The organism is Corallococcus interemptor, from assembly GCF_003668875.1.
Classification (GTDB): Bacteria; Myxococcota; Myxococcia; order Myxococcales; family Myxococcaceae; genus Corallococcus; species Corallococcus interemptor.
In genome coordinates this window covers 107,933-128,410 of the sequence record NZ_RAWM01000005.1, presented here as the reverse complement: position 1 = coordinate 128,410, position 20,478 = coordinate 107,933, and the positions used below count along the sequence as shown (strand labels likewise).

Annotated in this window: 17 protein-coding genes and 1 pseudogene; 12 read left to right on the top strand and 6 right to left on the bottom strand. The window is 67.4% G+C overall.

The window, feature by feature from the left end; genetic code table 11:
* Positions 1-33 precede the first annotated feature (33 nt).
* From D7X96_RS03470 to D7X96_RS03445, 6 genes are all read left to right on the top strand, one after another.
* The gene (locus D7X96_RS03470) at positions 34-1,881 is read left to right on the top strand and encodes a hypothetical protein (protein WP_121768973.1); all 1,848 of its coding nucleotides are present in this window, start codon (positions 34-36) and stop codon (positions 1,879-1,881) included.
* 1 nt (position 1,882) lies between these two features.
* Positions 1,883-2,884: a hypothetical protein gene (locus D7X96_RS03465; RefSeq protein WP_121768972.1), complete on the top strand. Its 1,002-nt coding sequence runs from the start codon at positions 1,883-1,885 to the stop codon at positions 2,882-2,884.
* 8 nt (positions 2,885-2,892) lie between these two features.
* Positions 2,893-4,485, top strand: a complete 1,593-nt coding sequence (locus tag D7X96_RS03460) for a DUF1501 domain-containing protein (protein WP_121768971.1) — start codon at positions 2,893-2,895, stop codon at positions 4,483-4,485.
* Between the two features lie 38 nt (positions 4,486-4,523).
* Positions 4,524-6,995: an Ig-like domain-containing protein gene (locus D7X96_RS03455; RefSeq protein ID WP_147468219.1), complete on the top strand. Its 2,472-nt coding sequence runs from the start codon at positions 4,524-4,526 to the stop codon at positions 6,993-6,995.
* Positions 6,996-7,623: 628 nt separating this feature from the next.
* The gene (locus D7X96_RS03450) at positions 7,624-8,367 is read left to right on the top strand and encodes a hypothetical protein (protein ID WP_121768969.1); all 744 of its coding nucleotides are present in this window, start codon (positions 7,624-7,626) and stop codon (positions 8,365-8,367) included.
* Between the two features lie 257 nt (positions 8,368-8,624).
* Positions 8,625-9,470: a GC-type dockerin domain-anchored protein gene (locus tag D7X96_RS03445; RefSeq protein ID WP_121724554.1), complete on the top strand. Its 846-nt coding sequence runs from the start codon at positions 8,625-8,627 to the stop codon at positions 9,468-9,470.
* A 117-nt stretch (positions 9,471-9,587) separates the two neighbouring features.
* On the opposite strand, the gene D7X96_RS03440 is transcribed toward D7X96_RS03445, so the two are convergent.
* The 3 genes from D7X96_RS03440 to D7X96_RS03435 all read right to left on the bottom strand — a co-directional run bounded on the left by D7X96_RS03440 (position 9,588) and on the right by D7X96_RS03435 (position 11,343).
* Positions 9,588-9,842: a hypothetical protein gene (locus tag D7X96_RS03440; RefSeq protein ID WP_121768968.1), complete on the bottom strand. Its 255-nt coding sequence runs from the start codon at positions 9,840-9,842 to the stop codon at positions 9,588-9,590.
* Positions 9,843-10,049: 207 nt separating this feature from the next.
* Positions 10,050-10,475, bottom strand: coding sequence for a hypothetical protein (locus tag D7X96_RS39470; protein ID WP_147442642.1), 426 nt, complete (start codon positions 10,473-10,475; stop codon positions 10,050-10,052).
* 265 nt (positions 10,476-10,740) lie between these two features.
* Positions 10,741-11,343 carry a hypothetical protein gene (locus tag D7X96_RS03435; RefSeq protein ID WP_147442643.1) on the bottom strand — a complete coding sequence of 201 codons (603 nt, stop codon included), beginning with the start codon at positions 11,341-11,343 and terminating at the stop codon, positions 10,741-10,743.
* Positions 11,344-11,755: 412 nt separating this feature from the next.
* Between D7X96_RS03435 and D7X96_RS03430 the strand changes: the two genes are divergently transcribed.
* Positions 11,756-13,183, top strand: coding sequence for an alpha/beta fold hydrolase (locus tag D7X96_RS03430; protein WP_121768967.1), 1,428 nt, complete (start codon positions 11,756-11,758; stop codon positions 13,181-13,183).
* A 379-nt stretch (positions 13,184-13,562) separates the two neighbouring features.
* Here the strand turns inward: D7X96_RS03430 and D7X96_RS39845 are convergent, their stop codons facing one another.
* A complete protein-coding gene (locus D7X96_RS39845; RefSeq protein ID WP_158616144.1) occupies positions 13,563-13,937 on the bottom strand; it encodes a DUF2500 domain-containing protein in 375 nt (124 codons plus the stop codon).
* 131 nt (positions 13,938-14,068) lie between these two features.
* On the opposite strand from D7X96_RS39845, the pseudogene D7X96_RS41715 reads away from it, so the two are divergent.
* Positions 14,069-15,151: pseudogene (locus D7X96_RS41715) on the top strand (endonuclease/exonuclease/phosphatase family protein); the annotation flags it as partial.
* A gap of 83 nt (positions 15,152-15,234) precedes the next feature.
* A complete protein-coding gene (locus D7X96_RS03410; RefSeq protein WP_244219432.1) occupies positions 15,235-15,822 on the top strand; it encodes an SGNH/GDSL hydrolase family protein in 588 nt (195 codons plus the stop codon).
* A gap of 176 nt (positions 15,823-15,998) precedes the next feature.
* On the opposite strand, the gene D7X96_RS03405 is transcribed toward D7X96_RS03410, so the two are convergent.
* Positions 15,999-16,400: a hypothetical protein gene (locus tag D7X96_RS03405; RefSeq protein WP_120546830.1), complete on the bottom strand. Its 402-nt coding sequence runs from the start codon at positions 16,398-16,400 to the stop codon at positions 15,999-16,001.
* Positions 16,401-16,848: 448 nt separating this feature from the next.
* A complete protein-coding gene (locus D7X96_RS39840) occupies positions 16,849-17,217 on the bottom strand; it encodes a DUF2500 domain-containing protein (protein WP_158626429.1) in 369 nt (122 codons plus the stop codon).
* 250 nt (positions 17,218-17,467) lie between these two features.
* On the opposite strand from D7X96_RS39840, the gene D7X96_RS03390 reads away from it, so the two are divergent.
* From D7X96_RS03390 to D7X96_RS40730, 3 genes are all read left to right on the top strand, one after another.
* Entirely contained in the window at positions 17,468-18,640 is a 1,173-nt protein-coding gene (locus tag D7X96_RS03390; RefSeq protein ID WP_158626540.1) for an endonuclease/exonuclease/phosphatase family protein, read from the top strand.
* A 460-nt stretch (positions 18,641-19,100) separates the two neighbouring features.
* Complete coding sequence (locus tag D7X96_RS40735; protein ID WP_233609417.1) at positions 19,101-19,679, top strand: transposase domain-containing protein; 579 nt, start codon at positions 19,101-19,103, stop codon at positions 19,677-19,679.
* Complete coding sequence (locus tag D7X96_RS40730) at positions 19,637-20,449, top strand: IS4 family transposase (RefSeq protein ID WP_244219431.1); 813 nt, start codon at positions 19,637-19,639, stop codon at positions 20,447-20,449. The genes D7X96_RS40735 and D7X96_RS40730 overlap by 43 nt, the downstream gene beginning before the upstream one ends.
* Positions 20,450-20,478: the final 29 nt, after the last annotated feature.

Genomic DNA, 20,478 nt, shown 5'->3' with positions numbered 1-20,478 from the left:
GCCCATGGCATGTGACTTGCCAAGGGGCCGCGGATGCCCCACCGAAAGCTCCCTCCCCCAGGGCTGGCCACCGCGCGAGACGCGTGCGCGCTGCTGTGGCTCCTCCCGCTCCTTTTCTGGCTGGGCTGCTCCGGCAATATCGGGCCCGCAGGACCCACTCCGAATGGCGGGGATGCCGGCTGCGTCGAGCCCCCGCCCGCGGATGGCTCCGACGCGGGCGTGCCGGCCGACGTGCTCGTCCCCAGCCGCCTGCTGCGGCGCAGCGCGCTGGCGCTGAGAGGCGAGCCTCCGACGGATGAAGAGTACGCCGCGCTGGAGGCCGCCGGGACCGAGGCAGCGCAGCGCGCCTACGTCTCCGCCTTCGTGGACCGGACGCTCCAGGAGCCCACCTTCTACCGGACCCTGTTCGAGACGGCGCGCGACTGGTTCAACATCCCGCCCGTGGGGCCGACGGCGGATCCGCCGGAGTATGGCCTGCAGCAGCAGCGCTCCATCGTCCGGTGCCCCGAGGGCACGCCGAAGGCTGGAGCGTGGAAGTACTTCCGCGACGACAAGGATGCCTGTCACGGCCTGAAGCCGGATGGCACGCCCGCGGAGGAGCGCACCCTCGAGTCGTGGTGGGCCCCGGGCGCCACGACGAGGCTGGTGGGCTTCGCGGCGAGCGTGTCGCCCACGGGGCAGACCTACGACGCGAGCGGCTTCCCGGTGACGGTGAACTGCGCCACCGCGGGCCCCGTCGCGAACTGTGGCTGCGGGCCCGCCGCCGCGCGCTGCCACGCGGACACGGGGAGCTATCCGGGCTGGGAGGACTACGGGCTTCACAGTCCACAAGGGCAGCGGCGACTCGTCGCCGAGGAACCCGCCCGACTGTTCGCGCACCTCGGTTGGCACGACCGGCCGATGACGGACCTCATCCTCGGCAACTACTCCGTGGGCCCCACGCGCCTGCAGGCTGCCTACGTCATGCAGGGCCTCGCCGGCGAGTTGACGTACCTGCTCGAGGACGACTCCTGGTGGAGACCGTCGCGCTTCGCCAGCGCACCGGTCGACCCCGACCACCGCCAGGGCGACCCGACGGCCTGGCGCGAGTACTCCGTGCCGGCCCGCAACCCCTTCTTCCTGGAGGAGCGAGACTACCGGTACGACCCGCGCACGCAGTCCACGGCCATGAAGGGCATCCCCGCCGCGGGCATGCTCACCAGCCTCGGCTTCCTCAGCGCCTATCCCCGCGAGCGCGTGCGCGGCGCGCGGGCGCTGGAGATGCTGGCCTGCGAGGAGCTCTCCCCGCCGCAGGGGCAGGAGTTCAACGAGTACAAGCGGGACCCGGGCACGGAGGGGACCTGCCAGCACTGCCACCGCCGGTTGGACCCCGCGGCCATCCACTTCAAGCGCTTCGCGAAGGTGGGGCACGGCTTCGAGGGCCATGGCGCGACCTACCCGATGCCGGGTGTGGGCAAGGTGTGGCACTGGCCCGCGCGGTGGCGCACCGGCGAGTACCCCTATCACTCGGACCCGTTCAGCCACTGGAACCGCTGGTACATGCCGGACACGCTGCTGACACCCGTCACGCAGGCCCAGGCCGACGCGAATCCGGAGGCCGTCTTCATCGACTTCCTCCCGGCGGAGCAGACCCTGCTGGGCCAGACGAGTGACGGGACGGTGGGGCCGCTGGGTTTCGCCAAGCTCATCGTCGCCTCGGGCTCGTTCGACCGGTGTGTCGTGCGTCACCTGCACGCGCAGGTGATGGGGCGGGACATCGACCCGGCGAAGGAGGCGGGCTACCTGGAGGACCAGGTGGCGCGCTTCATCTCCGGAGGCCGCAAGGCCCGCCCGTACATCAAGGCACTCACGCAGTCGGACCTCTTCCAGAGGGGGCGCTGACATGAACCGCTACGCATGGCTCCTCGTACTCCCCTGGATGGCCGCCTGTAGCTCGGAGGTGACGCCGTCCACCCCCCGCTCCCAGACACAGTCGGCGTGCGGCACGCCGGCGACCTCGGAGACCCTGCGCGTCATGGAGGGCCTCAAACCGCACTGCGAGGGCTGCCATGCGCAGGGCGCGCGCGGCTACTTCGCCTCCGTGGAGGCCTTCCAGGGCCTGCTCGTCGCGGATGCGCGGCTGGTGAAGGCCGGCGACCCCGACGGAAGCGAGCTGCTGCGGCTGCTGGAGGGCCGGGGAAGCGGCGCCTTCAAGCAGATGCCCATCGGCCAGAAGTCCTACGCGCAGCTCGTCTCGGAGGGCACCGCGAAGCTCCCCGTGGAGGCGGTGCGAACCTGGATTCAAGGGCTCGGCACGCAGCAGCGCGATGCCCGGCCGGACCGCGACGCCCCGCGCATCACCCGCATGAGCGCGGACCAGATGCAGCGCGCGCTCTACCAGCAGCTCGGGCTGGGGTACGACGACTTCTTCGTCAACGCGAAGGAGTTCGGCTTCGACATGGCGGAGTCCCGGGGCGAGGAGTACCTCCCGCTCCAGTCGCCGGACGCCATCCCCGCTCCCCGGCAGTACATCAGCGGCGAGCGCTACCATGGGCTGGGGGGAGGCTCGGTGATGAACCAGGTCTCCGCGGACCGGACTCCTTCGCCCACGCTGGCCCTGACGCTGACGCAGGTCTCCCAGCGCTGGTGCCGCAGGGCCCTGGCCCGGCAGGACAACACGGCGCTGTTCCCGAATGGCGCGGCGCGCACGGCGGACCCGGCCGACGTCAAGGCCACGCTGAAGCGCTGGTCGCTCCACTTCCTGGGAGAGCGCTTCACCGACGCGCAGGTGGACGAGCTGTACACGGACGTCTTCGTGCCGCTCGCGACGCCGACTGACACCGAGCCCGCCTACGTGGGGGTCTGCTCGTACTTCATCCGCCACCCGCACTGGATCTTCTACTGAGGCCCGCCATGAAGCTCTCTCGTCGCAATCTCTTTCAAGCGGCCTTCGGGGCCGCGCACGTCGGGCTGATGGCGCGGTATGGCCTGCCGTCGGCGATGGCGCAGTCGGCGTCGGGCCGGCCCACGAAGATGCTGGCCATCTGGCTGGTGGGCGGACTCCATTGGGAGTCCTTCTTCGCGCCGATGACCCGCGCGGGCATCCAGAAGTTCATCCCTCCCGCGCAGGGAGGCAACTACGCCTACGGGTACAACCCCGAGCAGGTGGAGCACCTGGACCGCTCTCCGGTGGACCTGATGTCCCCCGGGCCCGCGCGCAAGCTGCGCGTGCCCGTCTACTGGAACTGGTCCAATCCCGCGGACAGGAACGGGAACAACCCCGTCGTCGGCAACGCCCAGGTCTACCGCCCGGAGGGGTACGTGTGGGCCAACCCGGCCTACAAGCTCTATGAGAAGGCGGTGCTGCTGGTGGGCGCGGACCAGGGGACGGCGGCGCACGCGAGCGGCCTCATCGCGAGCATGTCCGGTGTCGCCGGCTCCACCTTCCGGGCTCCGTCGGTGCAGGCCGTCGTGGCCAACGCGATGGCATCACGCTTCCCGGACCGGCCCCTGCCCAATGTCGCCCTGGGAGGGCCGCTGCCGATGGCGCTCGGGCTGCCCGCGCTGGCGAACCCGACGCTGCTCTCCTCCAGCGCGAGCGTGGAGCCCACGCTCTCCGACCGGCGAGACGGCACGTGGCACGGCCTGCGCGCGCGCAAGGACGAGCCGGCCCTCGCCTTCGATGGCACGCCCATGTCCGGCACGGTGCCCGCGACGGCGGTGGACTCGGCCCTGCTCAAGGCGGTGCGCCGCGAGCGAGGCACCTCCAGCGCCGGAACGGACGGGTACCTGGAGCAGCTCTACGACACGTACAAGGGCGCCAGTCGCACGATTCGCCGGGACATGCTGTCGGTGCTGGAGAAGACGCCCGCCTGGGAGAAGCTCAAGGCCGACCCCGCGTATCCCGAGGACTGGATGGCCTGCACCGGCTATGCGGATGCCTGCGGCACGATGCCGTCGATGGGGGACTATGCGTTCGCGCTCCAGTTGCTGAAGTCCGACCTGGTGTCGACCGTCAACCTGCGGGCAACGAGCATCGAGGGCTTCACCTTCGACTCCCACTTCGTCAACGGCCAGATCGTGCATGCCCAGTACCTGCGCATCGCCCTGGAGATGGTGGGGCGCATGTGCCTGGAGATGAGCCTGACGCCGAGCCGCTCGGACCCGTCGCGTTCGCTGCTGGATGAGACGCTCGTGTACGTCTACAGCGACTTCGGGCGGACGTTCCCCAAGGTGGGCAGCGACCACCACCCCGCGACGTGTGCCCTCCTGGTGGGAGGCGGCATCCAGGGGAACCAGATGATCGGCGGCTACGACGAGAGGATGGACGGCTCGCCCATGGGCATTCCGGTGAGGCTCGTCGAGGAGTCCGGGGACATCGCGACGCGGACGCCGACCTCGCAGGACGTCGCGGCGACGGTGCTCCGCGCCTATGGGCTCGTGCCCGGAAAGGACTTCTTCATCCCGGGCGGCTACGGCGTCTTCGACGGCGTCGTGAGGAGCTGAGTCAGTACCGCGGTGCCCCCCAACAGGACTGGACACAGATGCCCCCTCCCTCGCTCGTTCGAAGCCTTGTCCTCGGTGTGTTGATTCTGGGCTCAGCCGGCTGTTCCGGCGGTTCCACTTCGTCGAATGACGGCGGAGTTGTCGCGGAAGCGGATGCGGGAACCGACGCAGGTGCCAGCGCCTGCGCTCCGAGGCGCGCGCTGCCCGCCGCGCCCACGCAGCTCGTCGCGGCGAGCGTCTCCGCCTTCGAAGTCTCCCTGACGTGGGCGCCGTCGACGACCGACTCGGTCAAGCGCTACCGCGTGTTGCTGGGGGCGGGGCAGGTCGGACAGGTCGAGCGGCCGGCCTTCGCCCACCGCCCGGTCGTCCCGGGCGAGACGTACACGTACACCGTCACGGCGCTCACCGACGAAGGGGGAGAGAGTCCTCCGTCCAATCCGGTGACGGTGACGATTCCGGACCCACTCCCCGATGCGCTCTCCGGGTTGGCGCCGGGGCACTGGTACGCGTTCCCGAATTCGAACCTGCGGGCCGCGGCCCTCTCCCCCGCGATGCATCCGTGGCTCGGCTGGGGCGAGGGCATCAGCGGAATCATGAACGACTGGTCGAGTGGTGCCCTCGACACCCAACGCGACCGGCTCTACATCACCGGCGGCGGGCACAACGGTTACTACGGCAACGAAATCTACGGCTTCGATCTGCGGACGGGCGCGTGGGCCCGCCTGACCGACCCGGATCCGGTGAGCCCCGGAGCGGAGTGTCCCGACCGGGCGCTGGGCGTCAATTGCGCCATCCACACCTACGATGGGCTCGAGTACCTGCCTCCGCCCTTCGACCGGTTCCTCGCGATCGGTTGGGATGGCTGGCCTCAGACAGCGCTCAACCTCGACACCCGGCGCTGGGAGAATCACCCCGAGCTGCCACAGCTCGGGACGCGCACCGGCGCCAATTCCGCCTACGACCCCAACACCCGCGTCCTCTGGTACCACTCCGGCGCGGAGGCGGTGTCGGTCTGGGATCCCGCCACCGGCAGGTGGACCATCCGCGGTGAGGCGGACCAACTCGGCTATTACAAGAACGCGGTCGTCGATCCCCGGCGCAAGCTGTACGTCGAGGTCGGTCAGGGCTCCACCGACACCTGGACCATCGACGCGCTGGGGAAGTTCGTTCCGAAGCGCACGCGGCTGGCGACCACGGGCGCGCGGGAGATTGAAGCGGTGGGAAATCCCGGCGTCGACTACGACCCGGTGACCGATCAGCTCGTGGCCTGGAACGGGGGCGGGGACATCTACACGCTGAACCTCGACACCCGCGTCTGGACGAAGCGTGCGGCGCTGGGCACGGTGGTGCCCGGACCGGCCAACATGAACGGGACGTTCGGGCGGTTCCGCTACGTGCCGAGCCTGAATGTCTTCGTGGTGGTCAATACCGTCGACACCCATGTCTTCGTCTACCGGCTCGATCCGAGACCTGCTCGCCTGTTGCGGCGCATCGACGTGACGGCGCCTGACGCGAAGGTCGAGGCGAACTCGACCGGCAAGCTGGGGGTGACGGCGGTGTTCCAGGACGGAACCTCGGTCGTCCCCACCTCGGGAATCACGTTCAGCTCGCTCGACCCGGAGGTTGCGACCCTGGATGAGGACGGCACCTTCCGGGCAATCAACCCGGGCCGGGCCCGGCTGCAGGCCAGCTACACCGACCCCCTCACCCGGCGCGGGCTGGTGGGCGCCCGGGTCATCGAAGTGGTGCCGATGACGGGCGACGTCGTGCTCGATGCGTTGACGATTCAGCCATCGTCGGCGCTCACGGTGGCTCGCGGCGGGACGGCGGGCCTCACGGCCGTCGGCTCCTACCACCGCGGCGCCGACCTCTTCACCCGCGACGTCACCTGCGAGGCCACCTGGAGCTCCGACGGCGCGTCGATCGCCACGGTGGCCGACGGCACGGTCAGGGGCGTGTCGGAGGGAACGACGACGCTCCACGCGAAGGTCGGGGCGGTGGATGCCCAGGCGGCCCTCGAGGTCATCCCGCGAGCGACCCAGGAGCTGATCGCGCTGAACTTCCAGCCTCCTGGACCGCCGATGGTGACGGGCTGGGCGGTGGCCGACGACTCCGCCTTCGACGCGACCCGCGGTTGGGGCTGGCAGGACGCGGTCGGTCTCCAGACTCGAGGCGACCGCAAGGGCACCCAGGATGCGCGCCTGGCCAGCTTCGTGCTGACGATGCAGACCGGAGCAAGGTTCCGGCTCCAGGTTCCCGATGGCCGGTACCACGTGGCGGCGTCCGTGGGAGACAACAACTTCGGAGCGGGTCTCGCGAGCGTGGAGCTCGCGGGCTCGGGCATCGTCTACGGCGTCGGCACGGGTAACACATCGGGGGCCAGCATCGTCGAAGCCTCTGGCGGCAAGGGCCTCGTCTTCGACGTCGTGGGGCCCATCAACTGGCTCGCGGTGATGCGGGTCAACGGCATGGACTTCAACGAGGTGCTCGCCGCGGCGAAGACCTGGTAGCTGCGCGTCCTTCCAATCCCAGACGCGCGAGGGATTCCTGTCCACGTTCACCGGGAAGGAGTTCCAGTTGTGCACGAGGTAGGGCAGGACGTCGGTGAAGAAGCGCGGCCCGATGGAGTGCCCGGCCCACCAGATGAAGAAGGAGGAGATGACCGCCCAGTGCAGGACGAAGATGAGGGCGAAGACGACCTCGTAGCGCTCCAGGCTGCGGCGGCGCCACCGCTGGACGAAGCCCACCACGCCCAGCACGAGGAACGCGTCACCTGCAAGGCCGAGCCGAAGAACTGGATGACAGAGACGGCCCCGGCTTGCCCATGACGGATGCCCTGCCTCCGCGCTCGCCGACGTTGTAGGGCTGGGGGCCATGCCCATCGACTCGGTGACCATGGACGCGGGTGAGCCCGTGGTGGTGGCCGCCGAGCGGCTCCCGAAGAAATCGAGGGGGCCGCACAACCAGCGTTTCGAGGGGCCTACGTATGAAGGGCGGACCGGGGTTCCCGCCGCGCGCAACGACGTGTCGACGCGGGCTGGGTCCGGTGGCCGCCGTTCCCCAACTCGCCCCCTCTTCGCTGGCGCGGCCGCGCGAAGCGCCTGTCCTCAGGCGTTCCTCAACGAAAGTACATTCACCATGCAGATGCAGAAATGGCTCGTGTCGACGGTGCTCGGACTCACCCTCGTGGGAGGCGCCGGCTGCGGCCCCCAGGAGCAGCCCGCCCCCGAGACGACCCAGCCCCAGCAGCCCGCGCCCCAGCAGGAGGACGAGGGCCGCGCCGTCTCCGCCATGGCCGCGACGGCCATCACCTGGGAGGACTTCACCCGGGCCCACACCACCACCTCCCTCACGTGCATCAGCGCCAGATACGCGCATTCGTGTGCCTTCTGCGCGAACAACAACGACTACCAGCTGGAGTACTCGAACAGCTCGTGCACCGGCCCGAACGACACCTTCAACTCGTGCATCACCTGTGACAAGGCGTGGCTCACCGACATCCAGCCCATCTACCTGCCGGACGGTGACCTCATCAACGTCATCGTCGAGCACAACGCCGCGTCGCCGGATGTGGTGGAGTTCCGGCTGGAGTCCGGCTCGGCCGTGACGTGGTGGAAGCAGGTGGGCCTCGTCGGCGGCGGCGACCACTGGAAGGTGTGGAACGAGAACGGCAACTCCTGGTGCAACTGGCCTTCTGCTTCGACGGCCAACTGCAACACCAACTCGCAGTGGACGAGCATCGTGACCGACCCTGGCTCGTACTTCGTCTTCAGCAAGGCGAAGGGAATCTTCGCGGTCCACACCGAGATGTACAGGCTCTACAACCTCGCGGACCGGCTCAGCGGCGGCGACCGCGTGACGTTCCGCTGGACCAAGGACTGACGTCCCGTCGCGGCGGGGCCGCGCACCGGCCCCGCTCGCTTGAGAGGCGGGAGCGATTGTCGAGTATGGTCGGCAACACGTGGCGCCGCGAGATGTCAATGCTCGGGGTGCGGGGGAGGGAGACGAGGGGCACGGATTTCTTCTTGTGTTTCGCGGAGTGACGAGCGCAGGCGGGCCGTCACCGGATTGGTAGGGATTCCGTCAGGCAGGGCGCCTAAGTTGCGCGCTTGACCCCGTCACGCAACTTGGAGGTTTCCATGCGTCGCATTCACATGCTGGCTGGTGCTGTTCCCCTCTTCGCGGCCACGTCCACGCTCGCGCAGGCGCAGTTCATCACTCCGTCGGAGGGCACCCGCTCGGTGTCCGCCACCGTCATCGCGAAGGACGCCGGCATCACCAACGTCAACGCGTCCGACTCGCGCCGGACGAATGGCTTCGAGGACTTCAACGAGAGCCTGGAGCTGAAGGCCAGCGAGCAGCCGCAGTACGACGACACGCACAGCCACGCGGACTCGAATGGCTCGGGCACGGAGACGTCGAGCATCACCGGCTCCCGCATCAGCGCCGAGGTCCGGGCCACCGCGAATGGCTGGACGCAGGCCACCGGGCGCGGCTACGCCACGGGCAACGCGGACTTCTACCTGACGTTCCAGCTCAACCGCTTCGCGCGCTACGCGGTGTCCGGCGATGCGACGGCGGACACGACAGCGGGGGTGTACGGCGGCTCCACGTCGCTCGTGTACATCGCGAGCCTCACCACCGGCGAGCCGGTGCTGTCCATCGACATCGGCAACACGGACTCGGACTCGGTGCGCCGCAAGGGCTGGCTGTTCCCCGGGCCCTTCACGCTGCAGGGGGACGTGTCCGCGCTGGTGGACGCGCGCGAGGGCACCGCGGGTACGGCGACGTCGTGGTGGAAGATGGACATCCAGTTCTTCTGCCCGGCCGACTACGACACCAACGGCACCGTGAATCAGGCGGACCGCGACGCGTTCCTCAACGCGTGGAACGCGGGCAGTCTGGACGCGGACGCGGACGGCAACGGCGTGGTGAACAGCACGGACCGCACCACGTTCCTGCTGGCGTACGGCTCGGGCTGCTGAAGCAGTCGCTTGAAGCACCGGTGCGGGAGGACGACATCCCGCACCGGTGTCCCAGCACGTCCAGTAGACGCACTGGCGGACGACTCCCTCGTGGGCGGAGCTCGCCTCGGCTGGCGCTCAGCCGCAGGTGCCGCAGTCGTCCTTGCAGCTCAGGGAGTCGTTCTTCTCCCCGCAGACCTCGGTGGGCTGGCAGATGCCATCACCGCACTTGTAGAGGTTGCGCTTGTCCATCCGCGTGGTGAGGGGCCGGTAGGTGAGGCCGTTCCAGGTGCAGGACTCGTAGAACGTCTTCGACGCGTCCATGCCGCAGTGGCGCTCGCAGCGGCCGACGCAGGCGAGCGGTGCGCAGCGGCGGCGGTTGACCTCCTCCAAGTCGGGCGGGTCGTCCGTGCAGGCCTCCGCATCGGACTCGTCGTCGAGCAGGCGCGGGACGAACTCTCGCGGGGCCTGAGCCGGTCCTTGTCACGCCCCACGAAGGCGCCCTCGCCTCCTCCTCCGTGACGGGAATGGCCAGGCCATCCGCCCGGCGCCCCAGCACGGAGATGGGCACCCGCATCCCGTACTTGTTCACATGCGCCGTCAGGCACGCGGACACCACCTGCTCCTCCAGGCCAGGTGTGCGACGGGTGCGTGGTGGCGTCCGCGTAGGTTCGCTGCTGGCCTTCCGGGACGGCGCAGTGGACGACGTACCGCATCACCATGTCCGGCCAGCACCGGATCCTTGCGGAACCAGGACGCGAAGGCGCTGCTGGACAGGCCGTTGAAGGACAGCCCGTTGGTCGAGGAGGGCCGCTGACGGGGGGCCGCCGAATAGCTGTGATCCCTTCGACTCTTGTCATTCCAGCTGACGGAGTCCCTGAATCGGTTTCGAAAAAGGCTCACGGGAGCCTTGACCTGGTAGCGGCCCTCGCAGGTGAACTGAATCCAGTCTTCATCCATGAGGTCGGAAATCTCATCCTGCTTGAGCCGGAAATAAGGCTTGTCCCCTAGATCCTTCATTGCCATCTCCCTGTCTTGACTTGGTTCTCGCCCTGGTTCAGGTGAGGCACCGGGTCGGGGTCGCAAACCACATGACCGCGCTTTCGGCAGGCATGTTTCTCAAAGCTGTCGGCGCCATCAAACAGTCGGGCCCATCGCGCTGGTATAGGAACTCTTGTCGGTGGAGCCTTTTCCTCGCCCATGGGAATGGGCCACCCGGTCTGATCACTTCGGTTGACTGGAGTCTGGCTTGAGGAGACGTGGCGGCTGAAGCCCTGAGGGGCCGCCGCGCTCACCACTTCAGCAGGTAGCGGCCCACCTGGCCGTTCTCGGAGACCTGCACCGGCGCGACAGTGCCCTGCTCCCGGGTGAGCTCGAAGACGAACTGGAACACGCCCTCCCACGCGACGAAGACGAGGCGCGGGGCGGATTCCACCAGTCGCACCACCAGTTCCCCGGAGCGGGGAGAGAGCTCGGTGTAGCGGTACTCAGTGCCGTGCTCGTACATGCCACCAATGGCGCCGAAACGGCTGAAGAGGGTGGACGGAGAGGCGCCCATCAGGCCCAGCAGCGTCTCGGCGAACTGGCGCACCATGGGCCCATAGCCGTCCCGGGTCACCTCCAGGCTGAACCGGCGGACGGCGTCCTCGCCGCCGTCCATCGCCACCGCCGCGTAGATGTCGTCCAGCACCGAGCGATGCACCCACGATGTGCGCAGGATGAGCTTGTCGAAATAGACGGCCGTCGCGGGGCTCACCCGCTGGCGCATGGTGGCGCGCACGCCCTTCTTGTCGAAGTGCTTCAGGAAGTTGAGGATCGAGGTTCCGCTCACCTCGTGCCGGGCGGCAGGAGCCTTGTCCTGGGAGGACTGGGATGGGGCGCTGCTCGGGTTCATGTGTGCTCCCCCCGCGGCGGTGCCCACGCCGTCCATCGATTGGCGTTCCAGGCATTGCGCCGTGAATGCGAAATCATCTGATTTCACTGAACACAAGAAGAAGGCACGCGCAGTGAAACAGGCTCCCTTCTCGAGTCTCATGGCCCCCCATGTCTTCGCTGCCATTGTCCGGCCCATCTCCGGAAAACAACCGAGCAGCCTTCGCGGGGCCCCAGCGCGTCGCGCCAGGCAATCTTGAGATGCAGGTAACCGTTCGCATCGACCCAGGCGTTGCAGCCATCCCAGGAGTTGGGCCCCGGGCCGCCCTGACCACGGCGCACCTCCCAGTGATGGCCAGAGGTGGGCTGGGACCGGGTGAATTGCGATCGTGGGGCCTCTCTGGGAAGTTCCCGGGCTCTCTTGGAGCGTGAACATGAAATGCCCCACTTTCGCAGCGGTGGTCGCCCTCTGGGGTGCACTCGGTCTGGGTGGCCTTGCGCGGGCCTCCGAGCAGGGCACCGCGTCCCGTGCCGATGACTTCGTGGGTTGCCCGGACGCGAAGTCGGACGCGGCGCTCGCGGGTTCCCTGTGCGCTCGCTTCGGCGCGCCGTTGGACTACGCGGCCCCCAACGGGGAGCAGGTCGAGCTTTTCGTCCGCAAGTTCCCGGCGGTGGGGCGTTCGGCCGGGCAGGTCTGGCTGGTGGCGGGTGGCCCCGGCGAGTCAGGGGCTTCGTTCTACCCGCTGCTGAAGACCCTTCGGTCTTCCTTCCCGGGATACGACCTGATGATCCCGGATCATCGCGGGACGGGGTTCTCGAGCCGGCTCTGCCAGAAGGAGGAGTCCGCCGACAGTGCGGGCGGCGCCGCGCTCGAAGGCGCCGAGTGGGCGACCTGCTTCGAGGCGCTGGAGGCCCATTCCAAGCGCACTCGCGCCTTCACCATCACGCACTCCGCCCGCGATCTGCGCGCGCTGATGGAGCGATATTCCACCGGCCGGAAGACGTGGCTCTATGGGGTCTCCTACGGCACGCAGCTGGTATTGCGCATGATGACGGTCGCCCCGCCGAAGCGGCTCGATGGGATCGTGCTGGATTCCCTCGTTCCTCCGGAAACGACCGAGCAGTGGGACCTCAGTCATCGCTCGGCCGTCGTCGACGAGGTGGGCCGCGGGGTGCTCGCGCGTTGCGATGCGGATCCGGGCTGCCGTGCGCGTCTTGGGAATTCGGCGGTCGCCGCCATGCAGAGTCTTGTCGATGATCCCAGGTTGTCGGAAGCGGTCCCTGGTGGGCGTCCGAAACTCTTCTTCGGGGCACTGCTGGACAGCCCGGCACTGCGGGCGCGGATTCCCCTCATCCTCGCGGGCATCCGGGGCGGAGACCTCGCGCCGTTGCGGAAGGTCGAGCAGGACCTGGAGGCATTGGGTGCCCCGTTCGACCACTTCCCGCAGGCATCGATCTCCATTCCGCTCGTCGCGGTGATCAGCGCCTCCGAGAACAACGCCCGGCCAGGCCTTACCCAGGCCCAGGTGGATGCCGAAGCCGCAGGGCTCCTGTTCGTCAGCAGCCTGCCGGGGCAGCTCGTCGGTCGAACGTCACTGGCCTATCCGCGTGACGAGTGGTTTGGCCGCTCTCCCGCCACGCTTCCGCCGGTGCTGGTGCTCCAGGGCGACATGGACCCCAAGACGCCTCTTGCTGGCGCCCAGGCCCATCTCCGCCTCCTGCCCGAAGCCGCGGGCGTCAACCTGGTCACCGTCAAAGGTGGGCCGCACTTCCTGCTCTACACGGCGCCAGCTTGCTTCAAGGCCACGGTGAGCACCTTCGTCCAGAAGCGACGTGCGCCTCGCGCGGCCTGTTCGCTTTGACCGGATGCAAGCCGGACGCGTGAACCGCTCCGGCTGGGTGACGACGCCTTCGGGCTCCACTGCGCCCAGGAGTTGCCGCACGATGTCTTTGACCTGGTGGACCTGGCGACGGGCCACGCGTCCACCCTCGAGGAGTCAGGCCCGGTCGTGCGGCGCGTTCACGTCTGGACCGGAGCCGACCCACTCCCGCGTCACTTCAACGGGTTCGCGATGGCGGCGCTGCTCGTGCGAGGCCGCCGGTACCTGCGGCAGGAGTGGGCTCCGCTGGAGGAGTCCTGCGTCCTTGAGCAGCACCCACCGCACCCGATGCGGAAAGGACAGCGTCCACTGCCATCACATGCGCCCGCTTCGTGTTGCAGGAGGGGCGGCGTGTCGCGGCCTACGTATGGACCGGCCGAGGGAAGCTCTGTCCTTGTTGGGTCGGCTGCCGCGCAAACTCCTGGAGCCACCTTCCCCGCGTGATGAGGGTGCCCTGGTCGCCTTCGGCCAGGAGGCCATACTGACTGTCGAAGGTCTCGAACTCGTCGCGGCTGCCGTCCTGGAACTCGAACGTCACGAAGTAGCTCTGGGTGTAGGAGTATCTCTGGGCGTAGGGGTAGCTCCTCCGGGCGTATTCATTGATCGCCTGCCGTTTGGCGACGACGCGCCCCTGCCGCGTGAGCTCGGGCTCGAGACGGTCGCGGATGATGCGGGCCGCAAGGGCGATGCACGCAAGGACCATGCAGACGAAGAAGAGTTTAATGAGCATTTCCATGGATTCTCCTCCGCAAGGCCTGTCCCTCGGGTCCGCGACCTTGGCCGCAACTAGAAGGTGAGGCCGGTCTTCTCGTTCTTGCAGTTGAGGTCCTCGAAGACGCGGGAGCTGGAGCAGGGATGGGCGGTTGAATGCCTGATGCGCCTTCAGGGCGCACTCGGCTCCGCCAGCCGATGGCTCCATCCGCCCCCCGCCTGGCCAGAAGCGTCTCCTCCTTGGCGCGCGTTTCCATGGAGGAAACCCAGGATGTGAACGCGAGCGGCGATGGGCGCACCTGGCCCCCGGCCGCCGCGCTGACAGGGAGGGGAAAACACATGGAGCCATTGAAGAGAGTCCCTTGCCCACGCGCGCTTGCCAGCCCGCTGACGGCGTTGGTGCTCGCCCTGGCGTCGGTGGTGCTGATGGCGCCGGTTCCGCCGGAGGATCCCGCCAGGGACTACTCGGAGCGCATGTTCATCGGCCAGTTCAACATGGCGGGTGGAAGCGATGAGTACGGAGGCCATGGCAGCGAGGCGCCCGAAGCCCTGGTACGAAGCATCAAGGGCCGCAGTCCCGCACTGGCATTTGTCACCATCAACGAGGGCTGCAAGGACTGGTTGGACTACCTCGACGAGCAATTGCCTGACTACAACGTGAAGTTCGACCCTGTCTTCAAGAACGACGACAAGGGCAACCCGCAGCCGCAGCCATGTAGACACGACTCCCAGTTCGGCAATGCCATCATCTACCGCAAAGACTTCTCCGACTTCCAGACGAAGTCATATGAGTTGCAGGACGCCGTGGGGCACGCGCAACGCAAGATGCTGTGTCTGGGGTCGGATTCGAAACGTCTGGTGGTCTGTACGGTCCATCTCGTCAGCGGTGAGGACCACAGGGAACAGCGAGAGCAGGAGGCGGAGCGGGTGCGCCGCTGGCTGGCCAAGGACTACGCGGCCTACACCGTGATACTCGGTGGCGACCTGAATGACGAGCCTGGGTCCGAGGCGCTGAGCAGCTTCTATCTCTCTGACTACGGACAGGACGCGCATGGGGCGCTAAAGGAAGTCGACAGCCCCTGCGGGGATGACATCAATGAGCGCGATTCCTGCCGCGACGGCGAGCACACTCACGGCGAGCTGCCGGGGGGCTTGCTCGGTGGCATCAATGAGAAGTTCGACTATCTCTTCGTGAGCCCCAAGGTCACTGTTCACGACGCCGATGCCACCAAGTCTCTCTACTCCGACCACGACCCGCTCTGGGCGGATGTAGAGGTGACCTACCCCCATGGGGAGCAACCAGGAATAAGCATCTCGGTCACTTGGATGAAAGCGTCGGGCTGGTCACGATCTCCATCGGAGGCAATGACCTCGATTGGGCGAACACGATCGTGCAATGCGTGCGTGCCCAGTTTTATGGGCCGGACAACAGGCCAAGAATGCCGTTCCCTGGGCTTGGCGAGACGTGCAACAATATCATCAAAAAGGTGGTGGATCCGAAACTGGGCGGAGTCTTGAGCGACCTGCAGGCCATCCTCCAGGAGATCAAGATGAAGTCCTCGAACGCCCAGGTCATTGTGGTCGGCTACCCGGTGATCATGGAGCCGACCGACAGGGCGAAGGATTGTGTTCAATCCGCGGGGCAGTTCGTCCCGACCGGCATGAGAGGCGATGTCCGCGACGCCACCGCACGAATCAACAAGGAACTCCGCGCGGTGGCTGAACGGGAGGGAGCCCGCTTCGTCGAACCGGCGCCGAATTTCGAGGGTCACCAGATCTGCGGAGAAGGTAGCGAATGGTTCAACGGGTTGCACGGCGATGAGGCGCCCTTCCATCCCAACAAGGCCGGGCAGAGAGGCTACGCAAGCGCGATCCTCCCCCACCTGAATGCTCCCCTGGATGACGATTGAGGCTGGATGAGCACGGAGCGGACCGAGGGCCCATTGGCCCGCCTGCTTTCTACTGTCGCCCTCGCGATGCCAGCCGGGCGGCAGGCCGCAGGGGCGTGGGCTTCCAGGTCACCGTGGGGGCTTGGGCTCAATACCAGGCGCGCAAGCGCCCTGTCCTCCTCCGTGAACGCGGCGGATTACTCGAGTTGGAGACCGCAGTCGCTGCAGGCGCCCGCCACCAGCGGGGCGACCGTTCCGCAGGCCGGGCAGGGAGGCTCTCCCTCTTCTTCGGTGGCTTCTGACGGGACGGCGGTCACGAGGCGGGGAGTCGCCCCCTCTGGCATCAGCCCCTCGCGGCGCACCATCTCCAGCCATCCCTGCTGGAGCAGGGCGGCCACCCGGGGCCCATCATCGGGCCGCACCAGCACCTGGAACTTCGGAGAGCAGCCGACCTTGCCGCACGCCTCACGGTGGACGAGCGCGGGGACGTCCGCGTCCAGGAAGCCCTCCACCATCCTCCGGGCGTCCGCGAGTGACAGCTCCGCGCACGGCACCAACTCCGCGTCGGCCAGGACTCTCTGCACTTCGTCTGGGGTCATGAAGGCCGGGATTGGACCCCGGATGTGCCCCCTCCGTCCACCGCGTCACGAACCGCAGCCGCGCGCATCCTTCCGCACGAAGACGCGGACCGGCAGAACCAGAGGAGGCGCTTGTCCGGCGCATCCGCCATGAAGAAGAAGGTTCGCGTTGCAGGAGGGGCACACCCCTCGCCCCTTGCACGAGAAGGCGATGAGCACTCCGCCTTCCAGGTACCTGGCGAAGTCCCGCTCCACGTACCGGGGCAGGCCGCGTCCCACCTCACCTGCCTCCGCCAGCGGCGGGGCGAGGCGGACCCCCGGCTGGTGCGCGTCTTCCACGTGTTCGCTGGCAAGGTGTTCGTGGCCCCCAAGGCCCAGCAGCGGCGGCTGGGGATGTTCGCCTGGCGTGCTCGGACTCAGGATACGGCCTCACGTCGGCCCGGCTGCTGGAGGGGCGGTGTGTCGCGGACTACGTAGGGAGCGGCCGGGGGAGGCCCGGTCCTCGTTGGGGCCGCTGCCGCGCAAACCCCTTGAGCCTCCTTCCCTGCGTCGTGAGGGTGCCCTGGTCGCCTTCGGCCAGGAGGCCATACTGCCTGTCGAAGGTCTCGAACTCGTCGCGGCTGCCGTCCTGGAACTCGAACGTCACGAAGTAGGCCTGGCCGTAGCTCGCGATCGCCCCGTAGCTCGTGAACGCCTGCCGTTTGGCGACAACGCGCCCCGGCCGCTTGAGGACGGGCTCGAGACGACGGCCGCGGAAGAAGTGGAACACGAGGGCCGCAAGGGCGATGCACACAAGGGCCATGCAGGCGAAGAAGAAGAGGATGATGAGCAATTCCATGGATTCTCCTCCGCGAGGCCTGTCCCTCGGACCCGCTACGCTGGCAGCAACTAGAAGGTGAGGCCGCTCTTCTCGTTCTTGCAGTCGAGGTCCTCTGCAGTGCTGCGCGTTGCGCGCTCCAGCCGACAGCCAGGCAGGGATGGGCGGTTGAACGACTGACGCGCCTTCAGGGCGCACGCGGCTCCACCAGCCGATGGCTCCATCCGCCCCCCGCCTGGCCAGAAGCGTCTCCTCCTTGGCGCGGGTTTCCATGGAGGAAACCCAGGATGTGAACGCGAGCGGCGATGGGCGCACCTGGCCCCCGGCCGCCGCTCTGACAGGGAGGGAAAAACACATGGAGCCATCGAAGAGAGTCCCTTGCCCACGCGCGCTTGCCAGTCCGCTGACGGCGTTGGTGCTCGCCTTGGCGGCGGTGGTGCTGATGGCGCCGGTTGAGCCCGCCCAGGACTACTCGGAGCGCATCCTCATCGGCCAGTTCAACATGGCGGGTGGAAGCGATGAGTACGGTAAAAGCGAGGAGGAGCATGGCCCAGGCCTCAAGGCGCCCGAAGCCCTGGTGCGAAGCATCAAGGACCGCAGCCCCAAGCTGGCATTTGTCACCATCAACGAGGGCTGCAAGGACTGGTTGGACTACCTCGACGAGCAATTGCCTGACTACAACGTCAAGTTCGATCCTGTCTTCAAGCGCGACGACAAGGGCAACCTCCAGCCGGCTCTGTGTAAACACAACTCTCGGTTTGGCAATGCCATCATCTACCGGAAAGACTTCTCCGACCTCCAGATGGAGTCATTTGACTTGCAGAGCGGCCCGGGCCGCGAGCAACGCGGGATGCTGTGTCTGAATTCGGATTCGAGGCGTCTGGTTGTCTGTGCGGCCCATCTCGTCAACGGTGATGACCACAGGGGACAGCGACAGCAGGAAGCGGAGCGGGCGAGCAGTCTGCTGGCCCAGAACTACGCGGGCTACACCGTGATTCTCGGCGGCGACCTGAATGACGTGCCTGGGTCCGAGGCGCTGAGCAGCTTCTATCTCTCTGACTACGGACTGGGCGCGCACGGGTCGCTCAAGGAAGTCGACAGCCCCTGTGGGAATGACATCAACGAGCGCAATTCCGGGGCAGGGGGGTGCCGCGACGGCGAGCACACTCATGGCGAGCTTCCGAAGGGCTGGTTGGGCGGCGTCATGGAGAAGTTCGACTATCTCTTCGTGAGCCCCGAGGTCACCGTTAACGACGCCGATGCCACCAAGTCGCTCTACTCCGACCACGACCCTCTCTGGGCGGATGTCACGGTGACCTACCCTCATGGGGAGCATCGCATCTCACCTCCGGCACAGCCCCCTCCGGCGGAAGAGCCCACCCCCGCACAGCCGACAGCCCCCACCGCGCCACGAGCGCCTTCCGGAAAGCCGAGGCCGATTTGAACGACCCGGTCGAGAAGCATGGGGCGGTGAAACGGGTGCTGGAGCAGGGCAAGTCCACCCCCAGGTGGCCCGTGACCTGGCCTTGACGGAGTCGGCGCCCCCGAAAGGACCCTGGAGTTCGAGCCCCCAGCAGCCAAACTGCAGCAGGTGTTGCGTTGACCAATTGAGTGCGCCGCGGCGACTGCGCCTGGGCGAAGAGGCCCGAGTCCGAGCACAAGAAGGGAGCCGATGGCTCCAGCCGCCGGATGGGCCTCGAGGCGAGGAGGACCTCCTCGCTCGCCGTCCCCTGCCTGGCCAGAAGCGTCTCCCCCTTGGCGGGCGTTTCCATGGAGGGAACGCAGGATGTGAACGCGAGCGGCGATGGGCGCACCTGGCCCCAATGCCGATCAGATAGGTGGTCCTTGCGAGGACCTACCGCCATGGTTGAGGGTGTGGCGATCTCATTCTTGGAGATCGCCACATGGGGCTTTCCCAGGCCATCCAGGGGGCTGCGATGGTGGCCCCCGAGCAGTTCGACCGGTTTCGGCAGCACATTGACCCGGTATGGGTGGAGGAAGCCGTGGTGGCCACCGGCTTCGCCTCGATACGCCGTCGGCGCCTGCCGGCAGACCAGGTCATCTGGTTGGTGGTGGGCATGGCGCTGATGCGCAATGAGTCCATCCAGCGCGTCGCGTCCATGCTGAATGTGGCGTTGCCGACGGGGGCGGGCTCGACGGACGTGGCGCCGAGCGCTTTGACCCAGGCACGCCAGCGCCTGGGCGACGAGCCGATGGAGTACCTCTTCAATACGACGGCCTCGGTGTGGGCCCACCGCAGCGCCCGGGCGCGCCCCTGGCACAAGCTGGCCGTCTATGCCCTGGATGGCACGACGGTGCGGGTGCCGGACTCGCCCGACAACTGGAGTCAGTTCGGTGGCAGTCCGGGTAACGGCACTCGCGCCGGTAGCGCCTACCCAACGGTGCGGGCGGTGGCGCTGAGGCGGCACGCTCCCACCTGGTGGCGGCGGTGCGCTTTGGGGCCTACGCCACGGGAGAGGTGACACTGGCGGCGGAGCTATGGAGTCAGCTGCCAGAGAATTCAGTCGTCATCGTCGACCACAACTTCACCGCGGTCCGCGACCTGATGGAGATTTCCTCGGGGGCCAAGAACCGGCACTGGCTGGTGCGGGCCAAGGCTCATATGAAACCCGTCCGGGTCGAGAAGCTCGGTCAGAACGATGACCTGGTGGAACTGCCGGTCACCCGCTCCATGCGCGCTTCGAGCGCCAAGCCCCTGCCCGAAGCCGTCCGCATGAGGGCCATCCGCTACCAGCGACCGGGCTTCCGTGCCGCAGTGCTGCTGACGTCGCTGCTGGACCCGAAGAAGTACCCGGCCCAAAAGATTGTCCAGCTGTACCACGAGCGATGGGAAATCGAGCTGGGGTACGACGAAATCAAGACGCACCTCTTGGACCGGCAGGAAGCCATCCGCAGTCGCACGCCCCAAGGTGTCCGGCAGGAGGTCTGGGGCATCCTGCTGGCCTACAACCTGGTACGCGTGGAGATGGAACGGGCCGCGAACGAAGCCGGCGTGGAGCCGACGCGCATCAGCTTCGTCAATGCGCTGGCGCTCATCCGAAACGCATGGCTGGTCTGGTCGACCCCGCCGCTGGCACCCGGGCGGATTCCAGAGCACCTGCTCGATTTGCGCAGGCACCTGGGGTTGCTGCTGTTACCGGAACGAAGGAGCGAGAGGCGCTTCCCTCGAGTCGTAAAAATCAAGATGAGTAACTACGACAAGAAGTGGGTGAAGCGCCCCCAGCCTAACTGACCGGCATTGGTGCTAGAATGGGACAAGCA